The following is a 26,846-nucleotide window of genomic DNA, read 5'->3' as shown; positions in this document are numbered from 1 at the left end:
TCGCTGCCCTCGCCCACGCGGCCGGTCAGGCCGTAGGACTCGGGCGCGGCCTGCTTGAGGTAGTCGAGCGGGATGCGCTCGTAGAACACCGGGTTGTAGATCTCGCCCTCGCCGGCGCCGTCCTCCTGGGTGGTGGGGATCATCATCGTCTCGGGCTCGTCGTTGCCGATGTTGGTGCCGCCCTGGATGGTATCCAGGCCGTTGACGATGCTGATGTTGCGCACGCGCGCCTCGTCGGGGTGGTGGCTGACGGAGCCGTCCTTGCGGTAGCGGAAGCAGATGTTGTAGTTGCCCGGATCGAGCGTCAGGCTGAAGTTGGCCCAGTTGCCGTAGTGGCCGCCGTAATTGCCGTACTCGCCGATGTTCGCGCCGTTCTTGTACACGTAGAAGCGCAGCCAGTCGTAGCTCGCGCTCTCACTGTACACCCAATACTGCCACGAGATGGTGGTGCGCGTGTACACGGTGAAGTCCATGCGCATCTGCGCCCAGCTGCCATCGCCGTGATTGGTGCTGTGGAAGTAGCTGTCATTGCTGCCAGCCCAGGCGTTGCCGCAGTTGCCGTTGTCGTACATCGTGTACTTGATGCTGCTCGCCGACACCGCCAGCTTGGCGCTTGTCACGGAGTCCTTGTACCAGAACGTCTCGCCGGGGACGTAGCCTGTCTTCTGGGCGGCGTCCTCGTTATAGGTGGCCATGGCCTGGTCATGCGTCTGGAACACCTGGTTCTGGAACTGCGCGTTGGGGCTGCGACGGTACACGCGAATGGTGTCGGTGGTGTTCCACTCGTTCTGCTTGGTGCGCCACAGGCCGTGCTCCACCGCCGTCGTGTTGCCGGTGAAGTCGAGGGTGGTGTTCTCGTTGTGGAAGTGGTTGTACGCCACGTCCACGGTCACCTTGCCCTCGTACCAGTTGGCGATGTCCTTGAAGGAGGTCAGCAGGCTGCGCGTGTCGTTGAAGCGGCCCACGCCCTCCAGCACCACGTCGTCCAGCGTGAACGGCGCCACGCCGTCAGCGGTGGCGGGCACGTCGAAGTACGTCCAGCGCATGGCCGTGGCCTCGCGGAACAGGTTGATGTCGAAGGTGCCCTCGGTGCCGGCCACCTGGTGGGTGCGCCCGCGCATGAAGGCCTCAAGCGCCGCGTTGTCCTGATCCTCGGCGAACCAGGCGCCGAGCGTCTTGGTGGTGGTCACGGCGTCTTCGCCCTCGCCGGTGGTCACGTCCTTGGTGGCCAAGGTCACGCCGGCGGGGTACTCGTTCTGGGCGCGCTCCAGGTCGGCCTGGTCGGCGGCGGTCAGCGGCACGTAGTACTCCACGCGCACGTTGCGACGGCCCTCGGCCTTGCCCGGGCCCTTCACGGCCGGGTCGCCCTCCTTGACGGTGGGGTCGCCCGCGCCCGTGGCGCCAGCGGTGCTGGTGGTGTTGGCCAGGATGCCGTCCGGGTAGTCGATGTTGTGGCCGTACACCTCGAAGATGCGGCGGCCGTCAGGCGCCTGGGCCTCGGTGTCGTAGCTGTTGGTGAAGTTGACCGTCACCGTCACGTCGTTGGTGTGGAACGTCGGGTTCTTGAGGCCCGTCACCGTCAGCGTGCCAGGGTTGCCGTCCTGGTTGGCGATGGAGCGGCGGGTCTTGGACTCCTCGGTCCACGCGAAGTCGATGTCCACGTCCTGCAGGTGGTTGGCGGTCGGGGCGGCGTTCACGCGCTTGGCCGCGGTGCCCACGAGCTGGCCCTCGTCATCACGGTTGGCCGCAGTGGAGGCCACCAGGCCGCTCGCCGCGTCCACCGCAGCCGAGGCCAGCACGCCATGGGCGTCGGCGGCGTGGCTGTAGAAGCCCACCACCGAGTCCACGCGGGCGCCGTACTGCGGACGCTCCTCCAGGTTGGCCTGGATGTCGTTCTCGTGATAGTAGTCGACGCCGTCGATGCCCTCGTCGTGGAGGGTCTTGTACAGCGCGGCCTCCGTGCCGATGAGGCCGCCGCCCGGCGTCTTGTCGGCGACGGGGTTCTTGGTCTCCTCGCCCACGCGGTACTGCGCGTAGCCGTGCAGCGGCTGGGCCGTGGCCTCGAAGGTGGCGCGCACCTGCGCGGCGCTGTAGGACGGGCGGTCGGCGTCGTTGGTGAACGCGTCATTGCCCGTGGCGTTGTACTCGTCGGCGGCAGGGTCAGCCTGCAGCTCGTCGGTCATCTGGGTGATGACGCGCAGGTACACGCCCTCGCCCTTCTCCACCTGCTGGGCCTTGCTGCCCAGGGAGAACACGAGCGCGCGGTTCTCGTCGTAGTGCTCGGTGCCCTCGGGCGTGTCCACCACGTCGTAGGCCGCGTCATCGGCGGCCGTGGCGGCAGCGCGGGCAGCCGGCTCCTCGCCGCCGTCGCCCGCGTCGGGGTCGACGGGATCGGGCTCGGGCTCCGGCTCGGGCGCCACGGGCACGTGCTGCTTGTGCGATACCTTGGTCACATCAGTGCTCGGGGCCACGTCCTCCAGGGTCACCAGGCCGTTGCCGTCGAGCATCTTGGCGGTCACGCGGGCAGACTGCTCCCCCGGCGTGAACCACTCGCTGCCGTCAGCGGCGGTGTTGCCGTCGTCGTCCACGACGCCCTTGCTCACGGCGTCGGCCGGATCGCTCGTGAACGTGGTGCCCACGGTGTTGAGCACCTTGCCGTTCTCGTTCACCACTTCCCAGCCCACGATGCGCTGGCCGGGCTCCACGGTGAAGCGCGCGTCCACATGGCGCAGCGGCAGCTGCGAGAGGTCGTCGGCGCCCACGTACAGGGTGTACTCCAGGTAGTCGCCGGCGTACAGCGCGCCGTCGGGGATGTCGCTCACGGCGTTGGGCTTCTCGAAGCTGAACTCGTTCGTCACCGACGTGGTGTCCTGGGTGATGGCCGAGGACGTGGCCGGCACGGTGACGTCCGCCGTGCTGGCGTCGTAGGCGAACACGGTGTCCTTCTTCGCGCCGTCGCCGTAGGCGATGGGCACCACCTTGCGGCCGCGCACGTAGGACGTCTCCATGGTGCCCACCTTATGGGCCACGCGGTAGGCGGCGGTGTCGTCCACGTAGGCCGACATGCCCTCGGTGTTGGGATCCTTCGACTTGACGGTCACCGACAGGCGATGGCGCGCGTCAGTGCCCTGGTAGCCGTTGGCCATCTTGCCGAACGTCGGGGTGGACTCGTAGTCCCAGTTGCCGGCGTTCTCCTCCTTGTCGGCGCCCGTGAGCACGTTCTCGTTGTCGAGCGTGGTGCTGGCGGCCGTGGCGCTGGTGAACTCATCGGCCGGGCGGTCGACGAAGGTGCCGTCGTACTTGAAGGCGTAGTTGGTGTTGGTGGCGTCGTAGCCGTAGGAGGGGTGGTTCCAGTTGATGGCGTTGTCCGGCTTGACGTTGACCTCGCTGGCGCGCGTGAGCCACTGGCCCGAGTCGAGCATGGTGTTGGGGAAGCGGCGGTTGGCGTTCATGGCGGCGTAGTCCACCTTGAGCGAGGTCACCACGGCCCGCGCGTAGTCCTGGTTCTCCGGCGTGTCCAGCCCGTCGAAGCCGGCGATGGTGTTGGTCTCGGCGGCGTCGGAGGCCTTGAACAGCGGGAAGCTGATGGGCTCGCCCGCGTCGTTGGCCACGGCGCGGTTCTCATAGCGCGTCGCGTCCTTGCCGCTCACGGAGACGAGCTCGCCGTCGGCATCCACGGCCTCGGCGTCGCGGAAGTAGCTCTCGAAGTCGATGACGTAGTCGCCGTCGGCGGCGTTCACCGTGTAGGTGCCCTCGGAATCGGTCACCGAGTAGTCGCCGTCGGCCTCGGTCACGGGCGTGCCGTCGGCCTTGTAGACGATGTCGCCCCGCTTGTCCACGGCGTACGGCCCGCTCACCCGGCCCTCGGCCAGCAGCTCCTGCCAGGTGGTGGTCTTGGTCTGCTCCGTACCGTTCGCATCCATGTAGGTGAAGGTGAACTGGGTGGCGTTGAACCACTGGCCGTCGCAGGCCAGGCAGTTCACCTGGCAGCCGGCGGCCGCGTGGGAGTCCACGCCAGGATCATAGTCGACCGTGGCCGCGTCAGCGTTGGTGCAGGCCAGGGCCTCGATGTAGGCGTTGTCGCTGGAGGTGTAGGCCGAGCCGGCCACCGTCAGGTAGATCTGGCGGCCATCGGCGGCCTTCTGCTTGCCGTCGGTGCCCAGGTGGCGCTTGCCCGTGTACTTCTCATAGGCGCCCGTGGCCGCGTTCTTCACGTAGGGCGTGTACTGGTAGCCGATGCACACCTGGTCGGCATGGTCGGCGCAGTTGTGTCCGTCGTTGCCCACCAGGTAGGCCGGCACGTAGACGTTCTGCAGGCGGAAGGCCTTGCGCGCCTTCTGCGCGTCGGCGGTGCCCAGGTTCTCGTCGAAGGTGCTCGTGAGCGAGATGGTGCTCAGGTGCGCGGCGCGGCGCTTGTCGGTGGTGTTGCCCTCGTCGGCGCGGTTCTGGAAGCGCACCTCGTAGACGGCGCGGGTGGGCGCCAGGTTGGCGTCGGTGGTGTTGTCCGCGGCGCCGTCGCCGTAGTCGTAGACGTACTTCACGTCCGTGTTGAACGACTGGTAGTTGTTGTGGTCATCCGGGTTGTAGCCCCAGCTGCTCTGGTCGTTGAGCCACTCGTTGCGGTACAGCTCGTTCGTGCCCTTGAACCAGTTGTCGCCGGCCCCCGGTGTGGCGGCGCCGTTGTTCTCGGTCTGGATGCCGGCGCTGTAGCCGTAGGCCACCTTGTACCCCACCATCCAGGCGGTGTCGGATGACGTCTCGCGCGGCACCCACGTGTAGGAGGCGCTACCCAGGTTGTTGAACTCCAGGCGGCCGCTGGACGCCTGGCCCCAGTTGGCGATCTCGCCATGGGACAGGCCGCCGTTGGTGATGCGGTAGGAGTTGTTGTAGTAGGTGGACTTGTTAGGCGAGGCCACCTGCTTGGCCGGATCGTAGAAGTGGCTGTTGGTCACCGTGGCGCGGGTGAGCGCGTTGTCGATGTAGTTGGTGTAGCCGATGTTCTTGCTCTGGAGCTTGTTGGCCTGGCCCTTGTAGATGTAGGGACGGCCGAGCACCGCGTAGTCGGACACGTAGTTGCTGCCGTCAGCGGTCTTCGCCGCGCCGGCATCGCCGTCGTAGGCGCGCGCCGTCTCGGCCGTGGCATCGGCGTCGCCGCCGTAGGGCCCCAGGTCGAGCGTGTAGCTGGTCACGAACTCGCCGTTGGGCAGGTTGATGGTGAGCGGCGCATGGTCAGTGTTGCCCGAGGCCTCGGTGAGCGTGTTGGTGTCCTGGTCGAAGGCCGTGTACTCCGGGCAGCTGGCCCAGTTGACCGCGTCCATGAAGTCTGGCGTGTAGTCGTAGGGACGGTGGAAGTAGATCACCGCGTCGCCGTCCTTGTTGAGGCCCTTTGAGAACAGGTAGGCCAGGCCCGGGCTCTGGGCCGGGTCGCTCGTGGGGTTGAGGTTCTGGTCGACCATGGTCTCGGTGCCGTTGGCGTTCACCAAGTACAGGCCGTTCTGGCGGATGCGGATGGTACGGCTCTCGCCGTCCTTCTTCTCCCAGCCGTTGGGCCAGGCGGCGGTGTCCGTCGTCTCGGCCCACTTGGTGGTGCGCAGGGTGATGTACACCTTATCCAGGTTGCCCGTGCGCTCCTGGCCCGCCTGGTTGGTGACGGGGTTGAGGTGCGCCCAGACGCTCGAGTTGCTCTGGCTCGTGGAGCCCTTGAAGAACTTGAGCCCCGTGCCCACGAAGCCGAAGTACTCGATGTCGGTATCGGGGTACACGATGGGCAGCTCGTCGGTGATGCGGATGTTGTCGGAGGCCGAGTAGTAGTTGGCCCACGGACGGTAGTCGTGATCGGAGTAGCTCGTGGAGTTCCAGCCCGCCGGGTAGCGGTACAGCGAGAGGAAGTAGCCCTCGTCGCTGGCGAACACGCGTTGGTCGGAGTTGTTGCTCGTCACGTTGGTGTTGCCCTGCACGCCGAGCGAGCCGCTGTTGCGCGTGACGGACTTGCGCAGGTAGTTGCGGCTCTCGTAGGTGAGGAAGCGCACCGACGTGCGCAGGTGGCGCATCTTGCCCTCGTCGAAGCTGTAGAAGTGGGTGTGGTGGCCGTGCCAGCCGCAGCCCTGGTGGTACCAGCTCGTGTTGTGGCAGGCACCGTTGCGGTGGTAGTTGGCGTAGGACCACGTGCCGCGGCCGTACTCGTTGGAGCTCGTGTTGTTGGCGTCGGCGCCGTTGTAGCGCTTGTTGGGCGAGTCGTAGCGCTGCGCCGCCTGGTGGGCGTAGGCCGTGCCGGAGTACTCGCCGCCGATGGTCATGTCCATGTCGGTGACGGCGGTCACGGTGGCCGGGGCGTAGCTGCCGTCGGCGTTGTAGCTGCCGGCCTTGATGAAGCGACCCGTCACCTCGAAGGACATGGCGTTGGCCCAGGCCTTCGGGTCGGTCAGGCGGTCGGCGAACCACTGGCCGTAGTCGGGCCGTACGGCGTTGCCCGCCGCGTCGGTGGTGCCCTGGTTGATGGTGATGTCGTAGACGATGGAGGTCACCTGGTAGATGTCCATGCCCTCCGTGTAGTCGTTGAACGTGTCGCGGTAGGCGTCATCGGAGTTGATGCCGAAGGATGCCACGGGGTTGCCGCTCGCGTCGCGCTTGAGCAGGTTCAGGCGGAAGTAGTAGTTGCCGTCGCTGTCGCGCTGGACGGAGGTGCCCTTGGACCCGGCGCGGGTCAGCTCGTCGTAGTACGCCTGGCGAATCTGGGTGCCCGACACCTCCAGGGCCTTGCCCTTGTTGAAGTTGACGGTCACCTTGTCCAGGTAGGGCAGGGCCTGGCGCTTGATCTTCACGTAGTACGCGTCGAAGCCGTCGCCCTGGAGCTTCTGGGTCATGGTGAGGTGCGCGCCGGTGTTGTAGGTGTAGGAACCCACCGAGTCGTAGTGCGGGTTGCCGCTCTTGGCGCTGTTGTTGTACGTGGACGTGGAGCTGTTGTCGTCGTACTCGGTGCAGCTGTGGTACTGGTTGTAGTAGCCGTAGTTGTAGTGGTAGATGCGGCGCATGTTGCCCGTCGCATCGTCGTTGAGGCTGCCGTACATCCAGTGGTAGGTGCGGTCGTGGTACGCCCAGTTGTTGCACGTGGTGCAGATGTTGGTGAAGTAGCCCGAGTTGCCCTGCTGCATGTAGCTCGTGCCCTCCGGCCAGTTGCCGGTGGTGTTGCCCAGGCCGCGGCCGGCGGCGTTGGGCTCGGTATCCACCTGGCGGAAGTCCACGAGGAACGAGCCTTGGGCCTTGTAGCCGATGGCCAGGTCGCCCGAGCCCTCGTCGGCCGAGCTGCCCCAGCAGCTCGAGTGGCCCTGATGGTGATGGTGGCCGTCATTCGAGCCGGAGTTGTAGTTGGTGAAGCGGTTGGCCTCCGGGTCGCCCTTGAGCAGGCTGCCGTCGGTGACGTCCGGGCCGTCGAACGCATGCGACGGGCCGCCCACCACGGTGCCGGAGACGTTGCCGCCGCTGCCGTCGCCGGCAGAGGGGCCGCTCGACAGCACGATCTTGACCGACTTCAGGCCCAGGGGCGCGTCGTTGCCGGTCACCTCGTTGCCGTCGGCGTCCAGCAGGTGGATGCACACCACGTGCCCCGCCGCGATGCCGGGGGTGGTCACGCTGCCGTCCACCACGTCGTCGCTCGCCTCGTAGCTCACGTCCTTGGACACGGTGTAGCCGGCATCCGTCAGGATGGCCGTGGCCGCGTCCTGGGTAAGCCCCACGCAGCTCTCGAACAGCAGCTCGCGCTCCTTGGCGGGCGTGTAGCCGCTCGACACCACCACCGAGAGCGCGCCGCGGTTGCCCGCGTCGTCGCTGAAGGCGTCCTTGCGCGCGATGCTGATGACCATGCCCAGGCCGTAGTCGTCGCTCTGCTCCTCGGTGATGTCAGCCTCGTCGATGGTGTAGTTGAGGTCGCGCAGCGCCTGGAGCACGGTGTCCTTGTCCTGGCCCGCGTACGACTCGAAGAGCTTCTTCTCGGCCGTCTGCGGGGTGAGGCCGCTCGACACCACCAGGTGCACCTGGGCGGGATGGTGAACGGTGGAGGTGGAGCCGTCGTCCGGGTTGGTGACCGTCTCGTCCCAGGCCTCCTTGTCCTTCACGATGCGGATGATCTCGCCCTGCTTGATGTCGTCGTTGGCTTCCTCCTCGGTGGCGAGCACCTCGTAGCCATCGTCCGCGAGGGCCTTCTTGGCGGCCTCGGGCGTCATCTTCAGGTAGTCCTCGAACTCGCCCTTCACGTACGCGCCGAGCGAGACGGTCAGCTGCATGATGTTCACGAGGATGGTGCCGCCGTTGCCGTCGGAGACCGTCTTGGTCAGCGGGGCGTAGGTGGGGTTGCCCTCCGCGTCCAGCACGGGGTTGCCATTGTCGTCGAGGATGGGCTTGGTCAGGTCGGGCGCGGGAGTGATGGCGATGACGGTGCCGGCGGCCTGGTCGCTGTACTCGTACTTGACCTCGGACTGAGCCTCGTAGTCGTTCATCGCGGCAATCTGGTCGCGCACGTACTGCTCGGTCTTGCCCACGAGGTCGGCCATGGGGTTGCCGGCCTCGCCCTCGGCCTCCTCGGTGGTGCCGCGGCTCACGACCACCGTCACCACGGCGCGCTTGCCGTCGGCCGCCGGCTTCGTCTCCGTGGCGCTGATGACATGGCCCTTCGGCACGGCGGGAACCTCGTTGCCGTTCTCGTCGGTATGCGGGTCGCTGATGGCGTACTCCACCACGATGTCGTAGTTGGCGTTGCGCAGGATCCACTTGGCCGTGGCCTTCTCATCGGCCGGGGCGCCGCTGAGCGCCTCGCCCATCAGCCAGTAGGTGATGTCGAAGGAGCCGTCGTCCTCCTCCTCGCCCTTCACGAGCACGGCCTCCTTGTAGGAGCCGCCCTCGTTCACGAAGACGCTCTTGCCGTTGGTGAGGTAGTCCTTCACCGAGCCGGCGGGGATGGCCGTGTAGCCATCGTGGATGGCGCCGACGTCGTAGGTGTAGAAGCCCACGCCCTTGGCCGGCAGCGTGAGAGCCCCCACGGTATAGGTGTAGGTGGGGTTGCCGTCTGCATCCGGCGCGCCCAGGCCCAGCGTGGCCTCCACGTAGGTACCGGGCTTGGTCGGATCGGCGTTCTCCTGGTACACGTAGACGGTGGTCTTGGACGCCTCGGGGGTGTCCTCGCCGTAGACGTAGCTGCCCAGGTTGGCCTCGGGGATGGTCAGGTAGCCGTCGCACACGTCCTTCTCGTCGAACGAGTACAGCGTGGTGTCGAAGGCGCTCTTGTCGGCCGCCAGCTCGAACTTCTTGCCCACCGCCTGCTCAAGCGGGCTCTTGTTGGCGTCGGCCTCGTTCTTGTCCTCCACGGCCTCGCCGCTCATCACATCAGCGTAGGCCGCGCGGCTCACGGCATCGTAGTACATCTTCGACACGAAGTAGAGCGAGCTGTCGGTGTAGGACACGATGTAGTTGTCGGCCACGGTGTTGGCGTTGCCGTACACGCTGCCGGCCACGAGGGGCTGGCCCGCCGTGAACAGCGGCAGGTCGAGCGGCGCCTCGCGGAAGCTGTCCAGGTGGTTCTCGGTGGTCACGCGGATGGTGCGCTGCTTCTCGAAGTAGGTGTCGGTGTAGCCCTGGATCACGATGTTCTGGTTGGCGTAGTCCACCGCGTCCTCGGCCATGTTCTTCCACGACCACAGCTGGAAGGTCTTGGTGATCTCGATGCCCAGGTTGTAGATGTCCTTCTCCTCGAGCACCAGATCGCCGTTGGCCGCCAGCGGGAACTTCGTCTTGGCCGCCGCGTTCTTCTCCGGCGCGTCCTCCACCTCGAAGCCAGCCAGAGCGTCGCCCTCGTAGTACGGGCGCAGGACGATCTTCTTGAGCGGCACGTTGGTAGGCGCCGCAGCCAGGCTCCGGACGCTTGCCACCTGCGAGCGCGTGTAGCCGTAGATGCGGATCTTGCCCACCGTCTCGCCGGGGAAGCACTCGATGAACTCGCTCTTGATGGTAGTCAGCGTGGGGTGGAAGCCCGTCCACGTACTCATCTTGTTGTTGGTGGTACCCGGCCCCGTGACGATGTTCGCCTCGAAGTCGAGCGGGTAGGTGACGGTCACGTCGGCGTCGTCGAGCTTGGAATACGCGCTCGCGCCCGAGCGCGGCTCGTTGCGCAGCTGCGCCTGGAAGGTGAAGTTCTTGGCGTAGGGCACCGTCACCTCGGTGCGGTTGGCGTCGGTATTGCTGCTGTCCGCGCGCACCTGCTCGGTGTAGTCGGCCTGGCCGTACTGCACGAAGCTGTGCACCTCCATGCGGGGGCGCGGCACGCTGATGCCGGCGCACTTCTCCACCAGGGCGCGCGTGTCGTAGGCGCCCGTCTGGGTGAGGAACAGCGAGCTGTGCAGCGTGTTGTCGTGCGGGTAGTAGTTGGTGTAGCGCAGCACGCCGCCGCTGGTGTAGGTGGTGAAGTACTGAGACTGGCAGCGGTTCTGCGCGGCGCCGTTGTGGGTGTGCTGGTTGGTGTCCACGTTGCCCGCGGCGTTGTACCAGTCGGTCTCGCCCGTGGCGCGCACGTCCAGCAGGCCCTGGGCGTCGGCGGCGGCATCGGCCGTCTCCAGGTGGTTCGTCGGGCGCCAGCTGGGCTCGAGCGAGCCGTACTGCAGGTCGATCTGGTACAAGTAGCAGTCGTCGATGGTGTACTGCTGCTTGGGCACGTTGTAGTTGGTGATGTCCGCGGCGGCATAGCGGCTGCCGGCCAGGTCGGGGCTGGCCACCAGGTCGCGCACGAGGGTCGTGCCCCAGACAGCGGCGAAGTCAATCGTGTAGCCGTTGGCCGCGTTTCGGTACTTGGCCAGTTCATCCGGGCTCAGGCGCAGGATGAAGCGCACGCCGTTGGGCTGCAGGAACGTCAGGTCGGCGTACTGGAACTGGCCCATGGCCGTGGTGGCCGAGCTCAGGTCGAGCGTCTCGGTCTTGAAGCCGCGCACCACGCCGCGGTTGGTGTAGAAGCCGTCGCTCTGGAGGTTGCCGTTCTCGTCGTAGTAGTGCGTGAAGTCCAGGTCGTCGGCAGGATCGGCATTGGACGTGAGCATCTGGCGCGCCTTCATCGACACGGAGTCGATGCGCATGGTGATGGCGGCCGCGTCGGAGCGGGCGCGGGTGGAGTTGCGGTAGGTGAAGTGGTAGCCCGCGTCGTCGGCCTTGTTAGCCACTTCCACCACGGCGCGGTTGCCGTTGGCCAGGCTCGTGTTGTTGCGGATGTAGGGGTAGCTGCTGCTGTCCACGGCCGCGAGCGGCTGGCGCGTGCCGCCGTCGGTGGTGGACTTCTGCACGTCCTCCACCGTGGCGTTCTTCGTCGCCGTGCCCGCATTCGGGCGCGCCGAGGCCGGCTTGAAGGCCTCGGACGTGGTGGTGGCGTAGTAGCTGGTGACGTTGACCTTGCACTCCGTGGTGCGGTTGATGTTGCCGTAGTAGGACGACAGCGGGAAGTACGCCGTCTTGGACGACATGAGATTGCTGTAGCTGTTCGCGTCGGTCACGCTCGTCTGGGTGCCGTGGGTGCGCACGTCACCGTAGAGGCGCGCGGTAAACGACGTGTCCTGGGACTCGTCGGCATTCCACACCAGATTAGAGGCCATGGACTGGTATATCAGGCGCACGGTGCCGATGGGACGGAAGTCCTCCCCTGCCGTCAGGTACGGCGTCAGGGTAGCCTCATCCAGGGGCAGGATGAGCGTGCCCTGCTCGCCCTTGACCGTGCTGCCCAGGTACGTCTCCAGGAAGGCGTCGTCCAGGGGGATCTTGGCCATGGGCGTGGCCTCAGGCGTCGCGTGGTCGCCGTTGTCGTGGTAGACCGTCTGGTCATAGCCGTAGATCCACAGCTCGCCGATGGTGCCGGCGCGGTTGCCCCACTCGTAGGCAACGTCGGGATTCGCGGCGAAGTCATCCGGGGTCAGCACGGGATGGCGGCCGGTGGTGGCATAGCGCTGCCAGCCGTCCACCTGCAGCTCCTTCAGAATGAAGCCGCGAGCATCGCCGTTGGGATTGGAGACCTCGTTGATAACCAGGTCGTAGTAGCCGTTCTCGGCCGTGGAGCGCGTGTTGTTCTCCAGGACGTACTCGTACCACGCCCACTCGGTAGGTCCGGTCGGATCGTTCTTGTCCACCGTCGGGCCCTCGCCCCAGCGGTAGGGCACGTAGCTGTTGGCATTGAAGATGGTCCGGTCGATGTCCTTGCCATCGGCGTCGGTGTAGCCGTCCTCCACCAGGGTGACGTTGCGGTGATCCTCGCTGGAGGTGCCGCCCGTCCAGTTGAAGGTGGTGCGGATGGAGGGCTCCGCCGTCAGCGGCAGCATGGTGGAGTAGTCGCTATCGGTGGTGCGGGTGGCGGTGTTCTGGTTCCAGCTCTCGGTCTTGTACTCGGTGCTGAAGGTGGCGTCCAGACGCATGGTCACCGCGCGGCTCGGCGCGCCGAACACGTCCAGGTACACGCCGTTGCCCGCAGGCTTGCCCGCGGAGTCGGTGGTGAAGCCGGGCACATTGGAGGCGAAGCCGGGCAGGTGGTAGACGGCCTTGAGCAGGTAGTTGCCCGCATGGGCCTCGGTGCCGGCATCGGGATCGGCATCCTCGGCGTCGCTCTTCCAGGCCTCCTTGGGAATGTCGATGACGATGCGCTTCTTGCCGGTCACGTCGTCGGAGGCGCCGTCGTAGATGTCCTCTTCCACCACGTAATCGGCCAGGTTCAGCGTGACCGAGGGCGTGGAGGGGACGGCGGCGGCGAAGCTGCCGTTGGCGTTGGCCGTGGTGCCCACGGCGGTGGCGTCCTCGCGGCCCACGGTGTAGAGGTCCACCGTATAGCCCTCCAGCATGGCCTTCACGTCGTCCACGGTCAGGGCGTCGTAGGCAGCCTGGTTGTAAGCGGGCACGTCATAGGATCCGATGGTCTCGTACTGATCCTTGAAGTCAGCGTTGTTCTTCTCGGCGATCTTGCCGGCCAGGATGGCGGCCATGGCCTGGTCGCTCAGGTACAGGTGCGTCACGTCGAAGCCGCGCCACACGCCGTCCACCAGCTCGGAGTACACCGGGCCCACGTTCAAGCGCGCGTGGTCGAGGGCGTAGTCGGACGTGTTGGTCAGGCTCAGGCGCCAGCCGGAGCTCTCGGAGCCCATGAGGGTCTCCAGCTCCTTGTCGTCGAAGTACTTGCCCGGATCCTCCGGCTTCTCGCTGCCGTCCCACGTAAGGGCCGCGCGGTCGGTGCCGGGGCGCGGGGCACCCAGCAGCGTCTCGCCGATCACGTCAGGCTTGATGGGATCGATCTGGGCCACCAGGGTAGCACGATCCTCCAGATCCATGCCGTTAGAGCGGTTGAGCAGGCTCGGGCGGTCGATGATGGTGCTGTTCTGGCGGATGGTGATGCCCAGGGTCTTGATGGGCAGCGCCTGGTTGCCGTTGGTGTCCGTGGTCAGCGCGGGGTTCACGTGGTTGAAGAGCGTGTCCACGCTGTCGCCCTCGGTGCCCGATACGCTCGTGCCGTTGATGGCGTTGCCCCAGCGGCCGTAGCGGTCGTCGCGGTGATCCCAGCCCTCGCCGGGGGTCAGCGCGCCCGAGAGCGAGGTGTTCTCGCCATAGCAGGTGTTGAACGTGGCGGCCAGCGTCACGTTCTTCTGCGACACGTCGGTGCGGCCCAGCACGTCCACGGCGGCGTTGTCGGCCTCGCGCACGTTGGCGTTGAAGTGCGCGAAATCCACGCGCGCCTTCAGGAAGTACTCGCCCTCCCACACCTCAGACGGGATGACCAGGTTGCCATCGGCGTCCAGGGTGGCGCCAGCAGCCTGGATGGTGTCGAGCGCGAAGGTGCGCGTGACCGTCACCGTGCCGTCAAGCGCGGTGTGCGTGACCACTGTGGTGCCGTCGGCGCGGGTGATCGTTACCTGCGTGCTGCCGTCGGCCAGGGTCTCGGTCTCGGCCGTCTCCCCCGGAGCCGGGTCGGGATCGCCCCCGTCCCCGTCGCCGCTTCCGTCGCCGGAGCCGTCGCCGTCGGCGGCAGGCTTCGGGTGCGTGGTGATGGCGATGGTCTTGACCGCGTTGCCGCGGGCGGTGCCCAGCTTGTCCCACGTGGCCGCCTGGAGCAGGCCCGCGGACAGGCTGATGGTCTTGGCATCGAAGGTGCGCCACGCGTTCTCGTAGTCATCGCGCTCGTCGGCGGTGCCGCTCACGCTGCCGTCGGGCACGGCCTCCTTGGGCATGACGCCCACCTCGACGTAGCTGTCGAACATCTCATAGGCGCCGTCGTAGACGTTGGAGTCCGGATCCCACGTGCTGTGGCCGCCCGGCAGGCTGGCCACGTTGTTGTTGGCCATGACTACCGTGGGGTTGGCGTAGTTGGTCAGCGCGAAGCGCCAGCCCGCGCCGTAGTAGCGGAAGTAGGCAGCCTCGGTGTCTTTCAGGACGCCGGCTGCCAGCGCGCCCATGGGCGTGGCGCCGTCCACGAAGTACGCCTTGGCCGTCACGTTCTGGCTGGAGGCGGGCATGTGGGCGAACAGCTCGCCCCAGTCGCGCGTGTTGGTCAGCTCGTCGTAGTTGTTGGGGCTGTAGCTGTTGTAGCCGTTGGGCTTCTTGCCCGCGCCGTAGTCAGACCCCGCGTACAGGTAGTTCCACTCCGCCACGTCGTAGGTGGTGCGGAACTCAGAGGGCAGCTGCACCACCGTGTAGTACCAATCCCAGAACTGGGTGACCGTGTTGCCGTCGTCGGCCTCCCAGCCGTCGTTGATGCACCAGGTGTCGGTGATGGCGCGGCGCTTGTCCACATCGGGCGAGTCGATGGTGTAGCCGAAGAAGTCGACGTAGGCGTCGGTGCCGGTCAGCCCCTTCTGGAAGTAGTCGTACTCGATAGTCACGCCGGCCAGGTCGCCGTCGAGCCACTTCTCGCTCGTCAGCACCACGTCGTCGCCGGCGGCGTCGTCGAACCACTGCTTCACCTGGTCGGCGTCGTAGGTAGTGGTGTGCAGCTCGCTGCCCAGCTTGCCGGTGCGGGTGGTGACGGTGCTCTTCACGCCGCCCGTGCCGTGCACGTCGCCCTGCCAGGTGGTGGTGTTCCACTGGGAGTTGGCCTTGGCGTCCTTCGCGTACCAGCTGAAGGTGACGGACTTGATGCGGCTCACGTCGGCCGTGGTGCCGTCGTCCTGCTTCACGTCATGCTCGACGCCCGCGTCGAACAGCGCGCGCGAGAGCGTGAGCTGGGTGGTGCGGAAGCCCGCGTTCTGCAGCAGCGCCGGCGCGGCCTCGTCAGACACCGGCAGGATGGGGCCGATGTTGATCTGCGCGCCATGCGGCATGGCGTAGAGCGAGTCGTTGGTCACCACGGCGCGGTAGCCCACGTGCTCGTCCTGCCAGTAGGCGCGGGGCTCGGTGCCCCAGTCGACGGAGCGGCGCGGCGTGAGCGTGGGCGTGCGCGGAATGTCACGCGCCGTCTCGGCGCTGCCAGCGGTGGCGTACTTGTCGGTGAGCAGGCTGTGCTCGGTGTTGGCCGCGGCCGCGTTCTTGTAGCCCCACATCTCCACCTTGGGGCGCACCGGCGGCAGCGCCACGTTCAGGCGCGCGCCCACGGTGGACGTATAAGGCGCGTTGCCGCTCAGGCTCGCCGGCTTGGCGGGAGCCGCGGTGTTGCCCTTCTGCGTGCTGTAGGGGTTGTAGTCGTAGCTGGCGGTGCCGTAGGTGTAGGCGTGCGCCCGCGCGTTGGCGATCCAGGCGGGGGTGAACACGTTGTTGCGCGCGTTGTTCACCACCAGGGTGCCGTAGCTGCTGTTCGCGGCGTACTGGTCGTTCTTGTTGTTGGTGTTCCACCACTGGGTGATCCAGTCGGTGCGGAAGGTGCCGTACATGGTCTTGTCGAGCCAGCGGTAGGAGCCGGTGCCCCAGAACTCGAACCAGACGTCGTCGGCGTTGGTGGTGCGGGCGGCGAAGTCGCGCATATGCGCCTCGACGTTGAGGAAGTAGTGGCCGCCCCACAGCGCCTTGTTGATGACCACGTTGCCGTCGGCGTCGCGCTGCATCGTCACGGCGCCGTCGGCGTCGAACGCGGTGAGCAAGCCGTCGGCCATCCGAATGTCAGCAAACCAATCGGCGGTGCCCACCAGGGCCGCCACGTCCGCGTCCGTCGCGTCGGTGGCGTTGGCGAAGGTCTGCAGGTCGTCGCCGGAGAGGGTTACGTCACCCGGCGTGACGGCGTCGGCAGCGGCGTCGTAGGCTGCGTAGAAGAGCTTGAGGTCGCGCAAGTTAGTTTGGGTAAACATACCGGCGCCTACCACCACGGCCTCCGTGGTGAAGTTGACCAGGTTGCCCTCGTACTTGTTGTAGGGCAGCGCCTCGGTGGCGAAGTACGCCTTGCGCATACGGTAGTCGGTGTCGTTGGCCAGGGTGAAACGGAAGCCCGATCCGGACTCCTCCCAGTACGCGGTGGTGGTGGTGTTACGCTTGAGGTTGCCGTTGGTCTGATCCGCGGCGCCGTTGTAGGGCGCGGTGTCGCCATAGCCGCTGTCGGAGGCGGGGCCGTCGGAGCGCATGAACGTCTGGGCGGTCACCACCTCGTTCACCTCGTAGGGACGGCCGTACACCCACGCGGTGGCCGCACCGGCCTGCCACACATTGGCGCCGCGCCAGTACTTCTCCCACTGGGCGATGAGGCGCTTGAACTGCGGTGCGCGAGTGGCGTCGTAGGCGTTCTCGGGCTTGGTGACATCAGACACCGTGCCGCCATCCGAACCATACCTCACGAAGTCGCCGATGCGCGTATAGCCGTTGCCCCAGCCGTTGGGCCACGTGGCGCCCTGGGCCCAGCTGTTCGGCCAGCCGGCCTTCCAGCGGTTGGACGTGGCGTAGGCGTAGGCGCCCTCGCTCGTGCCGTCCCACTTGTATTTGGCGTAGCCCTTGACGTTGGCGCCGTAGGGCTGCTTGGGCTCATCCAGGCGGTAGTGCCAGCCGTCCTGCTTGTAGGTGCAGCCGAACCAGGCCGACAGCGGCATGTCCAGCACGCTGTTGGCCTCGCCCCACACGTCTACGTAGCAGTCGTCGGTGTTGAGGCCGGCGCCCACGCCCACGGACGTGAAGCGCACCACGGCGTTGGTCATGAAGCCCTGGCCCCACTCGTCCCACGGGATGACGAGGTTGCCGTCGCCGTTGACGTAGCCGGCAGCCAGCAGGTCGGCGTAGGCCAGCACCTTCGTCTGCTTGGCGGGCGCAGGCGCGCCGTCCGCCACCTGCGGGTAGTAGGTGACCTCCACCTCCTTGATCTCGGAGTTGGCCATGAGGCCCTTCGAGATCATGATCGCCTTGGACTGGTAGCCGCGCTTGGCGTTCTCGTAGTCCTCCACGTCGTCGCGACCGGGGATGTCCTCGTTGGCTATCTCGGTGCTGTAGGGGCTCTCCTCGGGCTTGGTGGTGGTAGCGCCCGTCTCGGGGTCGGTGTAGAGCTTCTGGGAGTCGGTGCCAATCTGCAGCTCGGACTCGAACATCTTGCGGCCGGGCAGGACGTTGCCCTTACCATCGTCGCCGCCGTTGTACACGTGGAAGCGGTAGCCCGCGCCGTCCTCGCCCCAGAACGCCTTGGCGCCGGTGCCGTAGTTATCCGGCGTGGCCGCGCCGCCGATGCCCGACGCCGCCATGGCCTCGTCGGCCGTCTTGGCGTTGTCGAAGTAGGCGTTGGCCGTCACGTTCGTGCGCGGCATGCCGGCGATGGCGTAGAGGTTGGCCTGGTCGTCCGAGAACGTGAGCTCGCCCGCGGCGGTGGTGTGGCCGGCCTTGCCCAGCAGGTCCCAATCCTTGTTGGGGTAGGTGGCCTTCAGGCGGCTGTCCGCCTGGATGGTCACGTAGTAGTTGCCCACGTAGGCGTTGTAGCCGATGTAGCGCAGCTGCACGTTCCAGCCACCGCCCGTGCAGCCCCAGCCGTGGGTGGCGCCGGCATGGAGGATGTCGTACTGGTTGGCGTACGCGTTGGGGTCATCCGACTCCGCGTGGTACGGGTCGGTGGCCAGCGACACGTTGGCCGAGTCGATGGCATAGCCGAACAGGTCGGCCCACGCCTTGTCGGCCTCGGTGACGTTGGCGTCGATGCGCTTGAAGTGCACCTCGAAGTAGTAGGCCTCGCCCTTGTTCCACTCATCGTGTGGGATGGACACGTTGCCGGCATCCAGCGTACCGTCGCCGTCGGCGTCCCAGTACTGCTTGAGGTCGTTCCACTTCAGGTCCACGCTCAGGCCGCCGGGAATCTGCGCCTGGTTGCCGCCCACCTGGGTAGACGTGTTGGTCGACGTGTTGGGCAGGCCGGTGAGCAGGCCCGAGCCGCTGCCCGAGCGCATCTTGGTGCCCGCGGGCACGTAGCGTACGGTGATGCGGTCGATCTCGGAATGGGCGAGCAGGCCCTCGGAGAGCGTGAGGTCGGTGGTGTGGTAGCCGAGCGTCTCGTCGAGCGCCTTGCCGTAGCTGTCCCAGCGCGGCACGAGGTTGCCGATGGTGAGCTTGGCACCCAGGTACATGGGGAAGTCCGACTTGTTGGTGACGATGGCGCGGTAGCCCGAGTTGCGCTCCTCGCGGTAGGCAATGGGCTTGTCCATCTTGATTTCCTGCGCCACCACCGGGTACTGGTTATAGTAGTTCTGCGCGAACTGCTGCTTCTCGCGCACGGTGCCCAGGGCGTAGAGCGTGTCCTGGTTGATGTGCATGGTGGTCAGGTCCTCGGTGCCGGGGTTGAGGATCTGGCCGTCCACGGCCTGTGCGTGGTTGGCGTTGGTCTCGGAGCCGTAGGCGCCGATGGCGGAGTTCGGGCGGATGGGCGGCAGCACCGAGTCCAGGGCCACCGAGCTCGTCCACGAACGTGTCCAGTCGTCGATGGCCTGCTTCGTCTTGAACTTGGCATCCAGGCGGAACTCACCGCGGTTCGTGGTGGTGCCGCGCAGCTCCACGAAGGCGTCCGTGGCCTTGTTCACCCAGCCGTTGAACTTGCTGTAGTCCAGCACCAGGCCAGACAGGTAGCCGTTGCCCCAGGCCTGCCAGTCGATGACGATGTCGCCGTCGGCGTTGACCGACACCACGTCTGTGGCGGTGGGGTTGCCTTCCTCGTCGAGCACCTTGGCCGTGGCCCAGCCCGGCAGCGCGGTGACGGCGGTGCCGTCGTCCTTGCCCTCGGCGTCGATGCCGTGGCCGTAGACCCACTCTACGACCTCCTTGAGCGGCAGGGTCTTGAGCTGCGGGTTGGCCGTGTCGGTCATGTCGTAGTACTCGATGTAGGCGTCCATCATGTCGCCGGCGTAGGCGGCCTGCTTGTCGCCGGCCGTCACGCCGCCCTGCGGGTTCACCTGGAACAGCTCGCGCGAGAGCACCACCTGACGCGTCTCGTAGTCCACGAACTCCTCCGGGGCGTTCTCGACGCGGGCGTCGGCGAGCGTGGACTTGGGCAGCGGACCCACGGTGAGCGTGCCGCCCAGGCTCATGGCGTACTTGGTGTCGTTGGCCACGGTCACCTTGTAGCCCGAGTCATAGTCGTAGTAGGCCTTCTGCTTGGCCAGCTGGAAGCCGGCCACGTCCTCCTCCACCGTGCCGGTGGCGAACTTGGAGCGGCTGCCCTCGGTGATGTGGATGTCGTCGCTCTTGCCGTCGGCGGCCAGGTTGGCGATGGCCTCGATGAGCGGCGTGCCGTCGGCCGGGTAGGGCATGCCCTCGAACTTGCCCTTGGAGTCGGTGGCCGTGTTCCAGGTGGCCTTGGCGTAGTTGGTGCTGAAGATGCCGCCCAGCTCCATGGTGTCCTGGTTGACGATGGTGCCGTTCAGGTCGATGTAGCCGCCGTCGTCCGGGGTGAGGCCGGAGCCGAAGTCGGTGAAGAACTGCTCGAAGCCGCGCAGGTAATGGGCGTCCGTCCAGGCCACGTTGTCCTCGAGCGACACCACCACGAAGCCGTCAGCCGTCACGGTGATGCCCGCGTCGGCGATGCGCTGGGCCGACACGTCCAGCGTGCCGGCGGTGATGGCCGCCTGGTCCTCGGCCGTGAGCGTGCCGGTGGCCGCGCGCAGCAGCGCGCCGTCGATGATGAAGTCGCTCTTCTCGGTGGGCGCCGTCTCGTTGGCGTCGCCCTCCAGGCAGTAGGTCAGGCGCAGGTCGGAGAGCACGCCGCCCAGGAGCCGGTCCTCGGTGTGATCCGCCGCGGCTGAGCCGTCGGGCACGCGGTTGCCGTTCGCGTCCACCGAGACGGTCATCGGCTTCCACAGCGCCGGGCTGATGACGATCTTCTGCGAGTCGTAGTCGGTGCGGCCGTTGGTCTTGAAGGGCACCTTGAGCGGGTCCTCGTCGGTCTTGGAGACCGGCTTGCCCTGGCCCTGGGACTCCTTGAGCACCCAGCCGCCCTTCACCACGGCGTTGCCGATGGAGTAGTTCGAGTCGTTGGACACGGTGATGCGCCAGCCGGTGCCCGGGTCGCCGATGTAGCCCTCGAACACCTTGTCGCGGCCGGCGTCGTCCTTCTCGATGACCGGCTTGCCGTTCTCCATCACGATGCTGCCGTCGTCGTTGCGCTTGTACTCCCAGTTGCCCAGCAGCGCGCTCGGGTCGCCGGGCACCTTGCTCTCGCGCATGCCCTCCACCTTCACCTTCAGGTTGTAGGGGGCCTTGCGCGACGTGAACGAAGCGGTGGCGCTCGCCGCCACGTTGCGGTTGCTCAGGTTGGGGGCAATCTGCTCGTAGGCGGTGGAGAAGCGGCCCGTGAGCGACATGGTGTCCAGCTCCTCAGGCGAGCCCTGCACCTCCACGCACAGCTTCTCGCCCGCGGCGATGCCCTGACGGCCGTTGAACGAGTCGAAGCCGATCTCCAGCGACACGAAGTAGCCCTGCTGGCCCGGCAGCGTGCCGGCCCACAGCTCAGGCGTGAGCACGATGCCGTTGTCCTTGGTGGAGCCGTCGGGGTTGGTGATGACCTCCTTGTGGCTCGCCATGAGCGCCTTGAGCTCCTCGCCCTCGATGACGCGCGTCTGCGTGGTGAGCGCGCCGCCGCCCGCGCCGGGCGCGGTGCGGTAGCGCAGGGTGAGCTTGGTGATCTCGGACGAGTCGAGGATGCCCTGGCTGATGCCGATCTTCTCCACGTTGAAGCCCGCGCCCTGGGTAGAGCCGTACATGTCGCCCACGGTGAAGGTGGCCGGCTCCATCTTGGAGTAGTTGGTGTTGTTGAGCGTGAAGCGCCAGCCCGCGCCGTCGCGGCTGAGGATGGGCTGCCGCGTGCCGTCGTTGGAGCTGATGGCGGCCTTGTCGTCGTAGAGCGTGGCGGCCGACGAGATGGCCGTCGCCTGCACGGTGGGCACCGGCGCCTTCGCCTGGAGGAAGCCGCCCATGGCGCGCTCGGAGGTCTCCAGGTTGGTGGAGTACTTCTGCGACGGGAAGTTCCACGTGCGCTTGCCGTAGCTCACCGACATGGTGTTGCGGTAGTCGCTCTGCGGGATGGGCATGACGCCGTTCACCTTGAGGGTGACGGGCACCTTGATGTTGGCCTCCACCGGCGTGGACATGACGATGCGCATCTCGCCGGTGAACTTGAGGTTGTCGGAATCCGGGTCGTCCTCGTTGGTCGCAGGCGCCACGCCGGGCAGCGGCGCGATGCCGCGGGCCTCCAGCTTGGCAGCCAGGCTCGTGGCCTTGGTGGTGCCGCCCAGGCGGTAGACGTGGGTGTAGGTGGTCTCGCCGTCGGCGTTGGTCTTCTCGCGAGTCTCCACGTACTCAGGCTTGCCCAGGTTGACCCACTCGTAGTCCTCCGCGTCCGGGTTGTCCGGGTCGTTGGCCGGGCTCGACACCTGGAACTGCGCCACGGCGCTGCCATCCGGGTTGCCCAGCGCTACCTGGTCGATGAAGTCGTTGGGGAAGACGTCGAAGTACTTCGCCAGGGCATGGTCGGGCTTGCTCGGGTCGTGAGGGTAGTCCGTCTCTATCTCGAACTCCAGGTTGTACAGGCGGAAGTAGTCCGGCAGGCTGTCGGAGATCTCCGGACCGGCCGTCGTGCTCTCGGCGTCCTCGCCGTAGAGCGGCATGTTGCCCTTGGTGCTGAAGTCGTAGATCTGGTAGCTCACCGGATAGCCCAGGTAGCTCTGGGTGGTGGTCATGACCGGCTCGGGATCCTTCTCCTGGATGGCGCCCGACGCCAGGGTGCGGTAGGTCTCCAGCGCGCTCTTGGTGGCGGTCATGGTAGCCTCGGGCAGGCCGAACGGCGCGGCGAACTTACGCTCGCTGTCCGACCAGGAGTAGTCCTTGCCCTCGCCCAGCTTACCGAAGTAGATGGTGGTCAGCGGATCGAGGTCCACGTAGTAGCCCAAGCCCTGGCTGCCCACCGACTGCTGGATGTTAGTAGTGTAGGGAACCGCCATGAGGAACGTGAAGTGCCCGTCGCCGCCCGCTGGTAGGTTCTCGATGGGATACAGGTGACCGCCCTCGCTGCCGGTCACGGTGAAGACGACGCGACCCGAGGCGTTGTTGGTGCGGTACGGGATGGGCTTGGTCTTGATGATGGGGTTGCCCTGATCGTCCTTCTCCGCGTCCACGATGGGATACTGGTCGTCCTTGCTGTCATCGTAGACGAGCGTGCTCTTCACCACGTTGCCCTTGTCGTCCCGCTCTTCCACGTACTTGCGCGGGCGATTGTTGGCACGCTCCATGATGGAGTCGATGTTGGCGAAGGTGCGCATGTCCAGGTCGTCGTAGTCCTGCTGCAGCCAGTTGGTGGTGTCGTAGAGCAACACGCCGCCGTAGTTGGGGTTGCCCAGGTACTTGGCGTCCTTGATCTCCTCCTCAGGCAGCGGGTCGCCGCCGAACTTCGGGTTCTTGACCATCTGGCCCGAGCCGATGGGATACTCGATCCACTGCATGAGGTCTTGCTCGGTGATGCCCTGGTTGTTGTTCATCTGCGTGTTATGCACGCGGAAGAAGTACTCCAGGTAGTCGATCTCGGCCGAGCCGGTGGAGGTGTTCTCGGTGTTCACCTTGTACACCATATAGTTGTAGCGGTCGTAGAGCACGTTGTCCGAGATGGCCTCGTAGGTGGTCTTCCACGTGAGGTTGGTCTTGAGCAGCGTGACCGTGCGGATGGAGTTGGCCGTGCCCGTGCCGATGGCCGCGTGGTACTTGTTGCCGGGGATGCCATCCGGGTAGTACAGGAACTCCGAGGGGCCGACGAGGTTGGAGAACACGAAGGCGTCGCCGCCGTAGGTGATGGAGCCGCCCGCGTTCTCGGGGATGTCACCGAGCATCTTCACCTCGACGGCTGGGGCGCACGTCATGTGGCCGGCCACGTTCATCTTCTGGGTGTACTGGGTGGGGCTGTTGTTGTCCTGATCGCCGTGCCAGACGAACTTGAGCGTGCCCGTGAAGCCCTTGGTGAAGTCAAGGCCGTCCATGGCCGGGTTCTTCTCCACGATCTTGTCCATGACGGCCTGGCCGTCTTTGCTGTTGGCGCCGTAGAGGATGTAATCGTCCAGCTTGACCAGGTTGTGGAAGGGATCGTTCTCGTCCACCTGCACGCCGGGGATCTCCAAGTACACGCTCCAGTAGGCCATGATGTTGGCCTGACTGTTGCCGAAGACGATGGTGAACAGCTGCGCCTTGGTGGGATTGGCCGGATCGCCGTCCTCGGCGTAGCCGCCGCCCTGCTGCACCCATTCCGGGTAGCTGTAGGTCGATGCGGTGCCGCCCTCGGCGTTGGTATAGAGGTAGGGCACGTTCAACTCAAGCGAGACGGCCATCTCGTTGTAGCCGCGCACGACCTTGCTGCGGTTGTAGTCCGCGAGCAGCCAGTGCTCCTTCTCCGAGCCGGTGGCCGTGTTGATGGCGTCGGCATAGTACGAGATGACCAAGCCGTCCTTCACCGCCTGATCGATGGCCTCCTGCGCGGTGGCGAACGCCGTGGACTTGGGGTCGCTGCCCGGGGTGTAGGCGCCCGTGTCCAGGTCAACCGTGCCGTAGAAGTCGTCGGTGTACTTGCTGTAGCCGCCGAAGTAGCCGCCCGTGGCGTTCTGGAAGCGAATGCCCAGCTGGAGCGTAGGGCTGTCCTGGTCGTTGACCAGGTAGGTGCCCGTGCCCAGGCTGGTGGACATGCCGCCGGGAATGAGGTTGGGGTCGAAGAGGTTCTCGTCGAGCTTGCCGCCGATGGGCGTGCTGGGGTAGATGGCACGCGGGCTGATGCCGGCGCGGGCGGCCGTGAAGGCCATGACGGCGAGCGAGGTGCTCACGGGATCCTGGCCGTTCAGGGTATTCATGGGGTCGATCACGTCGTCGAGCGAGGTGACGCCCGCGTTGGTCATGGTGTTGACGCTCTGATCGGCCAGGAAGGAGTCCAGATCGTCCACGACGTTGGGGCGCGTGGGCACGTTGGGGGTCCAGGGCTCGGCGGGCTCCTCGGGCTCCGGGGTGTCGGCGGGCTCGTCCGCAGGCTCCTGGGGCTCCGGCTCGGTCGCGGGCTCGTCAGCCGGGTCGTCGGCGGACTCGCTGGGCTCGGCCGGCTCGGCGGGGGCCTCGGGCTCCTCGGGCGCCGGGGGCAGCGGGAACGCGAGGGTCTGGGCGCCCAGGGCCACCGTCTGGGTGGCCTCCTCGTCGGCCAGCACGGCCTCCGCGTCGGCCTGGTGGGTGGCGTCGATCTTCTCTTCCTGGACGAGCTTGGCCTTGAGGTTGGCGGTCAGGGCCATAGTCAGGTCGGTGGGCTGGAAGGCCGTGCCGTCCTCCGCCGGGACGAGGGCGTCCGCGTCATAGGCCACGGCCACGAAGAAGACGCGCTCGGTGTCCTGGGCGGTCTTGGAGCTCTTGGCATCCTGGCGCGGGCCCTCCTGGGCGTCCTTCGGGCGCAGGTCGAACGTGATGTCGGCCCCGCGCTCGCCCACGGCCACGCCGTGGGGCATCTTCACGTCCTGATCCTCGGCCAGCTTGGCCAGGGCCTCCTCATCGGCAGGATCGAGCGCGGCGCGCTGCTCGTCGGTGAGGTCGGTCATGTCAAACGCGAAGCTGCGCGCGGCGTTGAGCGTGCCCTTGCCGTCGATGTCCGGCAGGTCGGTCAGGCGCAGGACGGCGCCGTTGAGCGCGTAGTCGCCCTTGGCGGCGCGCACAGTGACGGCGAAGGTGGCCCACCCCTCGGCCTCGCCCATGGTCGGGGCGGCCAGCGGGGCCACCTCGGCGGCCACGCCCACCTGGGGCGCGACGTTGGTCAGCGTGAACTTCGCCGCCTCCGGCTCGGAGAGCGGGATCACCACAGTGTCGGCCTTGGGCTCCTGCTTGCCGTCGGCGGTTTCTTCCAGCGCGGCGGTGTAGCTGCTCACGGCGTAGCCGGCGGTCACGTCCAGGCGCTGGTCGGCCGGGATGTCGCCGGCGATGCGGGCGGTGAGCTGGGGCATCGGCGCGTCGGCAGCCAGCTGGCCGCGCGTCTCGGGCACGGTGATGCCGTTGTTGTCCTGCACGCCCTCGTAGCGGAAGACGATGGTGCCAGAGAGGCCCGCCTTCAGGTCGGCCGCGGTGCGCTTGAGGTAGCGGCCGCGGTGCTCGGTCCACACCGACCAGCCCGCGGGCAGCTCGTCGGCGCTCAGGACGACGCGCATGCCGAGCGTCTCGCCGCCGTAGGCCTTCCACTCCTCCTGGGAGAGGGTCTGGGTGACCGTGGGCGCATCCGAGCCGGTGGCGCCGGCGGCGGCTGCCAGCTGCGCGGCCGTGGCGGGCGTGCCGTCGGCGTTGAGCGCATAGACGAAGGGAGCGGTGAACGTGAGGGCCACCACGTCGGTGTCCTCCACGGCGCCCAGGTAGCCGCCGTCCAGCAGCACGTCGAGGTTGCCCAGGTCAGCGGCCAGGTTGAGCGTGGTGCCCGCCAGCGGGTAGGCGCCATCGGAGGCCTGGAGCGCGCCGGAGGCGGCCACGTCGAAGCCGAAGCGCCCCTGGAGGGCGCGCTTCACGTCGTCGGCCTTGGCGCTGGCGGTGGTCATGAGGTGGTCGCGCTTGGTCTGCTGCAGCTTGTCGGAGACCGAGGGGATCACCTTGTCGGCGTCCACCAGGCCCTGCGGCAGGAAGCTGTCGAGGTCGGGCTCGTTCGCGGCGGGGGCGTCGTCACCCGCGGCGTCGGCGTCGGAGGGGGTGTCCTTGTCGCCGGCGGCGGTAGCGGCGTCGGCATCGGTGTCGGCGGCGTCGGCAGAGGCGTCGGCGTCTTTGTCGGCGTCGGTCGCGGCGGCGTCTTCCGCGTCCTTCGCGTTCTGGTCGGCGTCGGCAGCGCCGTTCTTCGCGTCATCGGTCGCGGCGACGTTGGCGGCGTCGCCCAGCACGCGGGTGCGGGCCTCGGCGATGGAGGCGTCCGTCCACATGGTGGACACGAGCAGCACCGAGAGCGTCACCGCCAGCACGCGGCGAGGCAGCGACATGACCCGCGGAGCCGTAGTGGCCACCACGCCGCCCATGACCGCAGAGCCGGTCGGGGCCGCATCAGGCGCGGGGGCCGCCGCGCCGTGGGAGGCACCACGAGCAGAGGCGGTCGCGGGGGTTGCGGAGCCGCGAGAGGCGGTCGCGCCCGAGGCCGCCGCGCAAGCGGCGACGCGAGCCGCGCCGGAGCCTGCGGCGCCAGAGCCTGCCGGGCCCACCGCATCTGCGCCCTCCGCGCCATCGGCCGTGCCGCAAGTCGCGTCGCCGGCCGCCTTCTGCGGCACGCCGGCTGCCTCGGCAACCGCCTCCTGCGGCGCGACAGCAGCCTCGGCAACCGCGCCATCGCACGCCTCATGCGCGCCCGCGCGTACGCGAGAGCCCGAGGACGCGGCATCGTCGCAGGTCACGGGCGTTTCAGCCGCGATGTCGCCGGCGAGGGCCTCCACCTCGGAAACCAC

At 67.1% G+C, this 26,846-nt stretch carries 1 protein-coding gene (running past one end of the window); it reads right to left on the bottom strand.

Translation table 11 applies throughout. The annotated features are described in order from the left end of the window. A protein-coding gene (locus D1643_RS00675) for an SdrD B-like domain-containing protein (protein WP_160707647.1) crosses the window boundary here: on the bottom strand, nt 1-26,846 show its start. The gene continues 40,300 nt to the left of window position 1, outside the view; 26,846 of the gene's 67,146 nt are visible here — the first part of the coding sequence; it begins with the start codon at nt 26,844-26,846; the stop codon falls past the left edge of the window.

It is taken from the genome of Enterorhabdus sp. P55 (assembly GCF_009911695.1).
GTDB lineage: Bacteria > Actinomycetota > Coriobacteriia > Coriobacteriales > Eggerthellaceae > Enterorhabdus.
The sequence above is the reverse complement of the archived record's forward strand: the minus strand, read 5'-3'. Positions and strand labels throughout refer to the sequence as shown.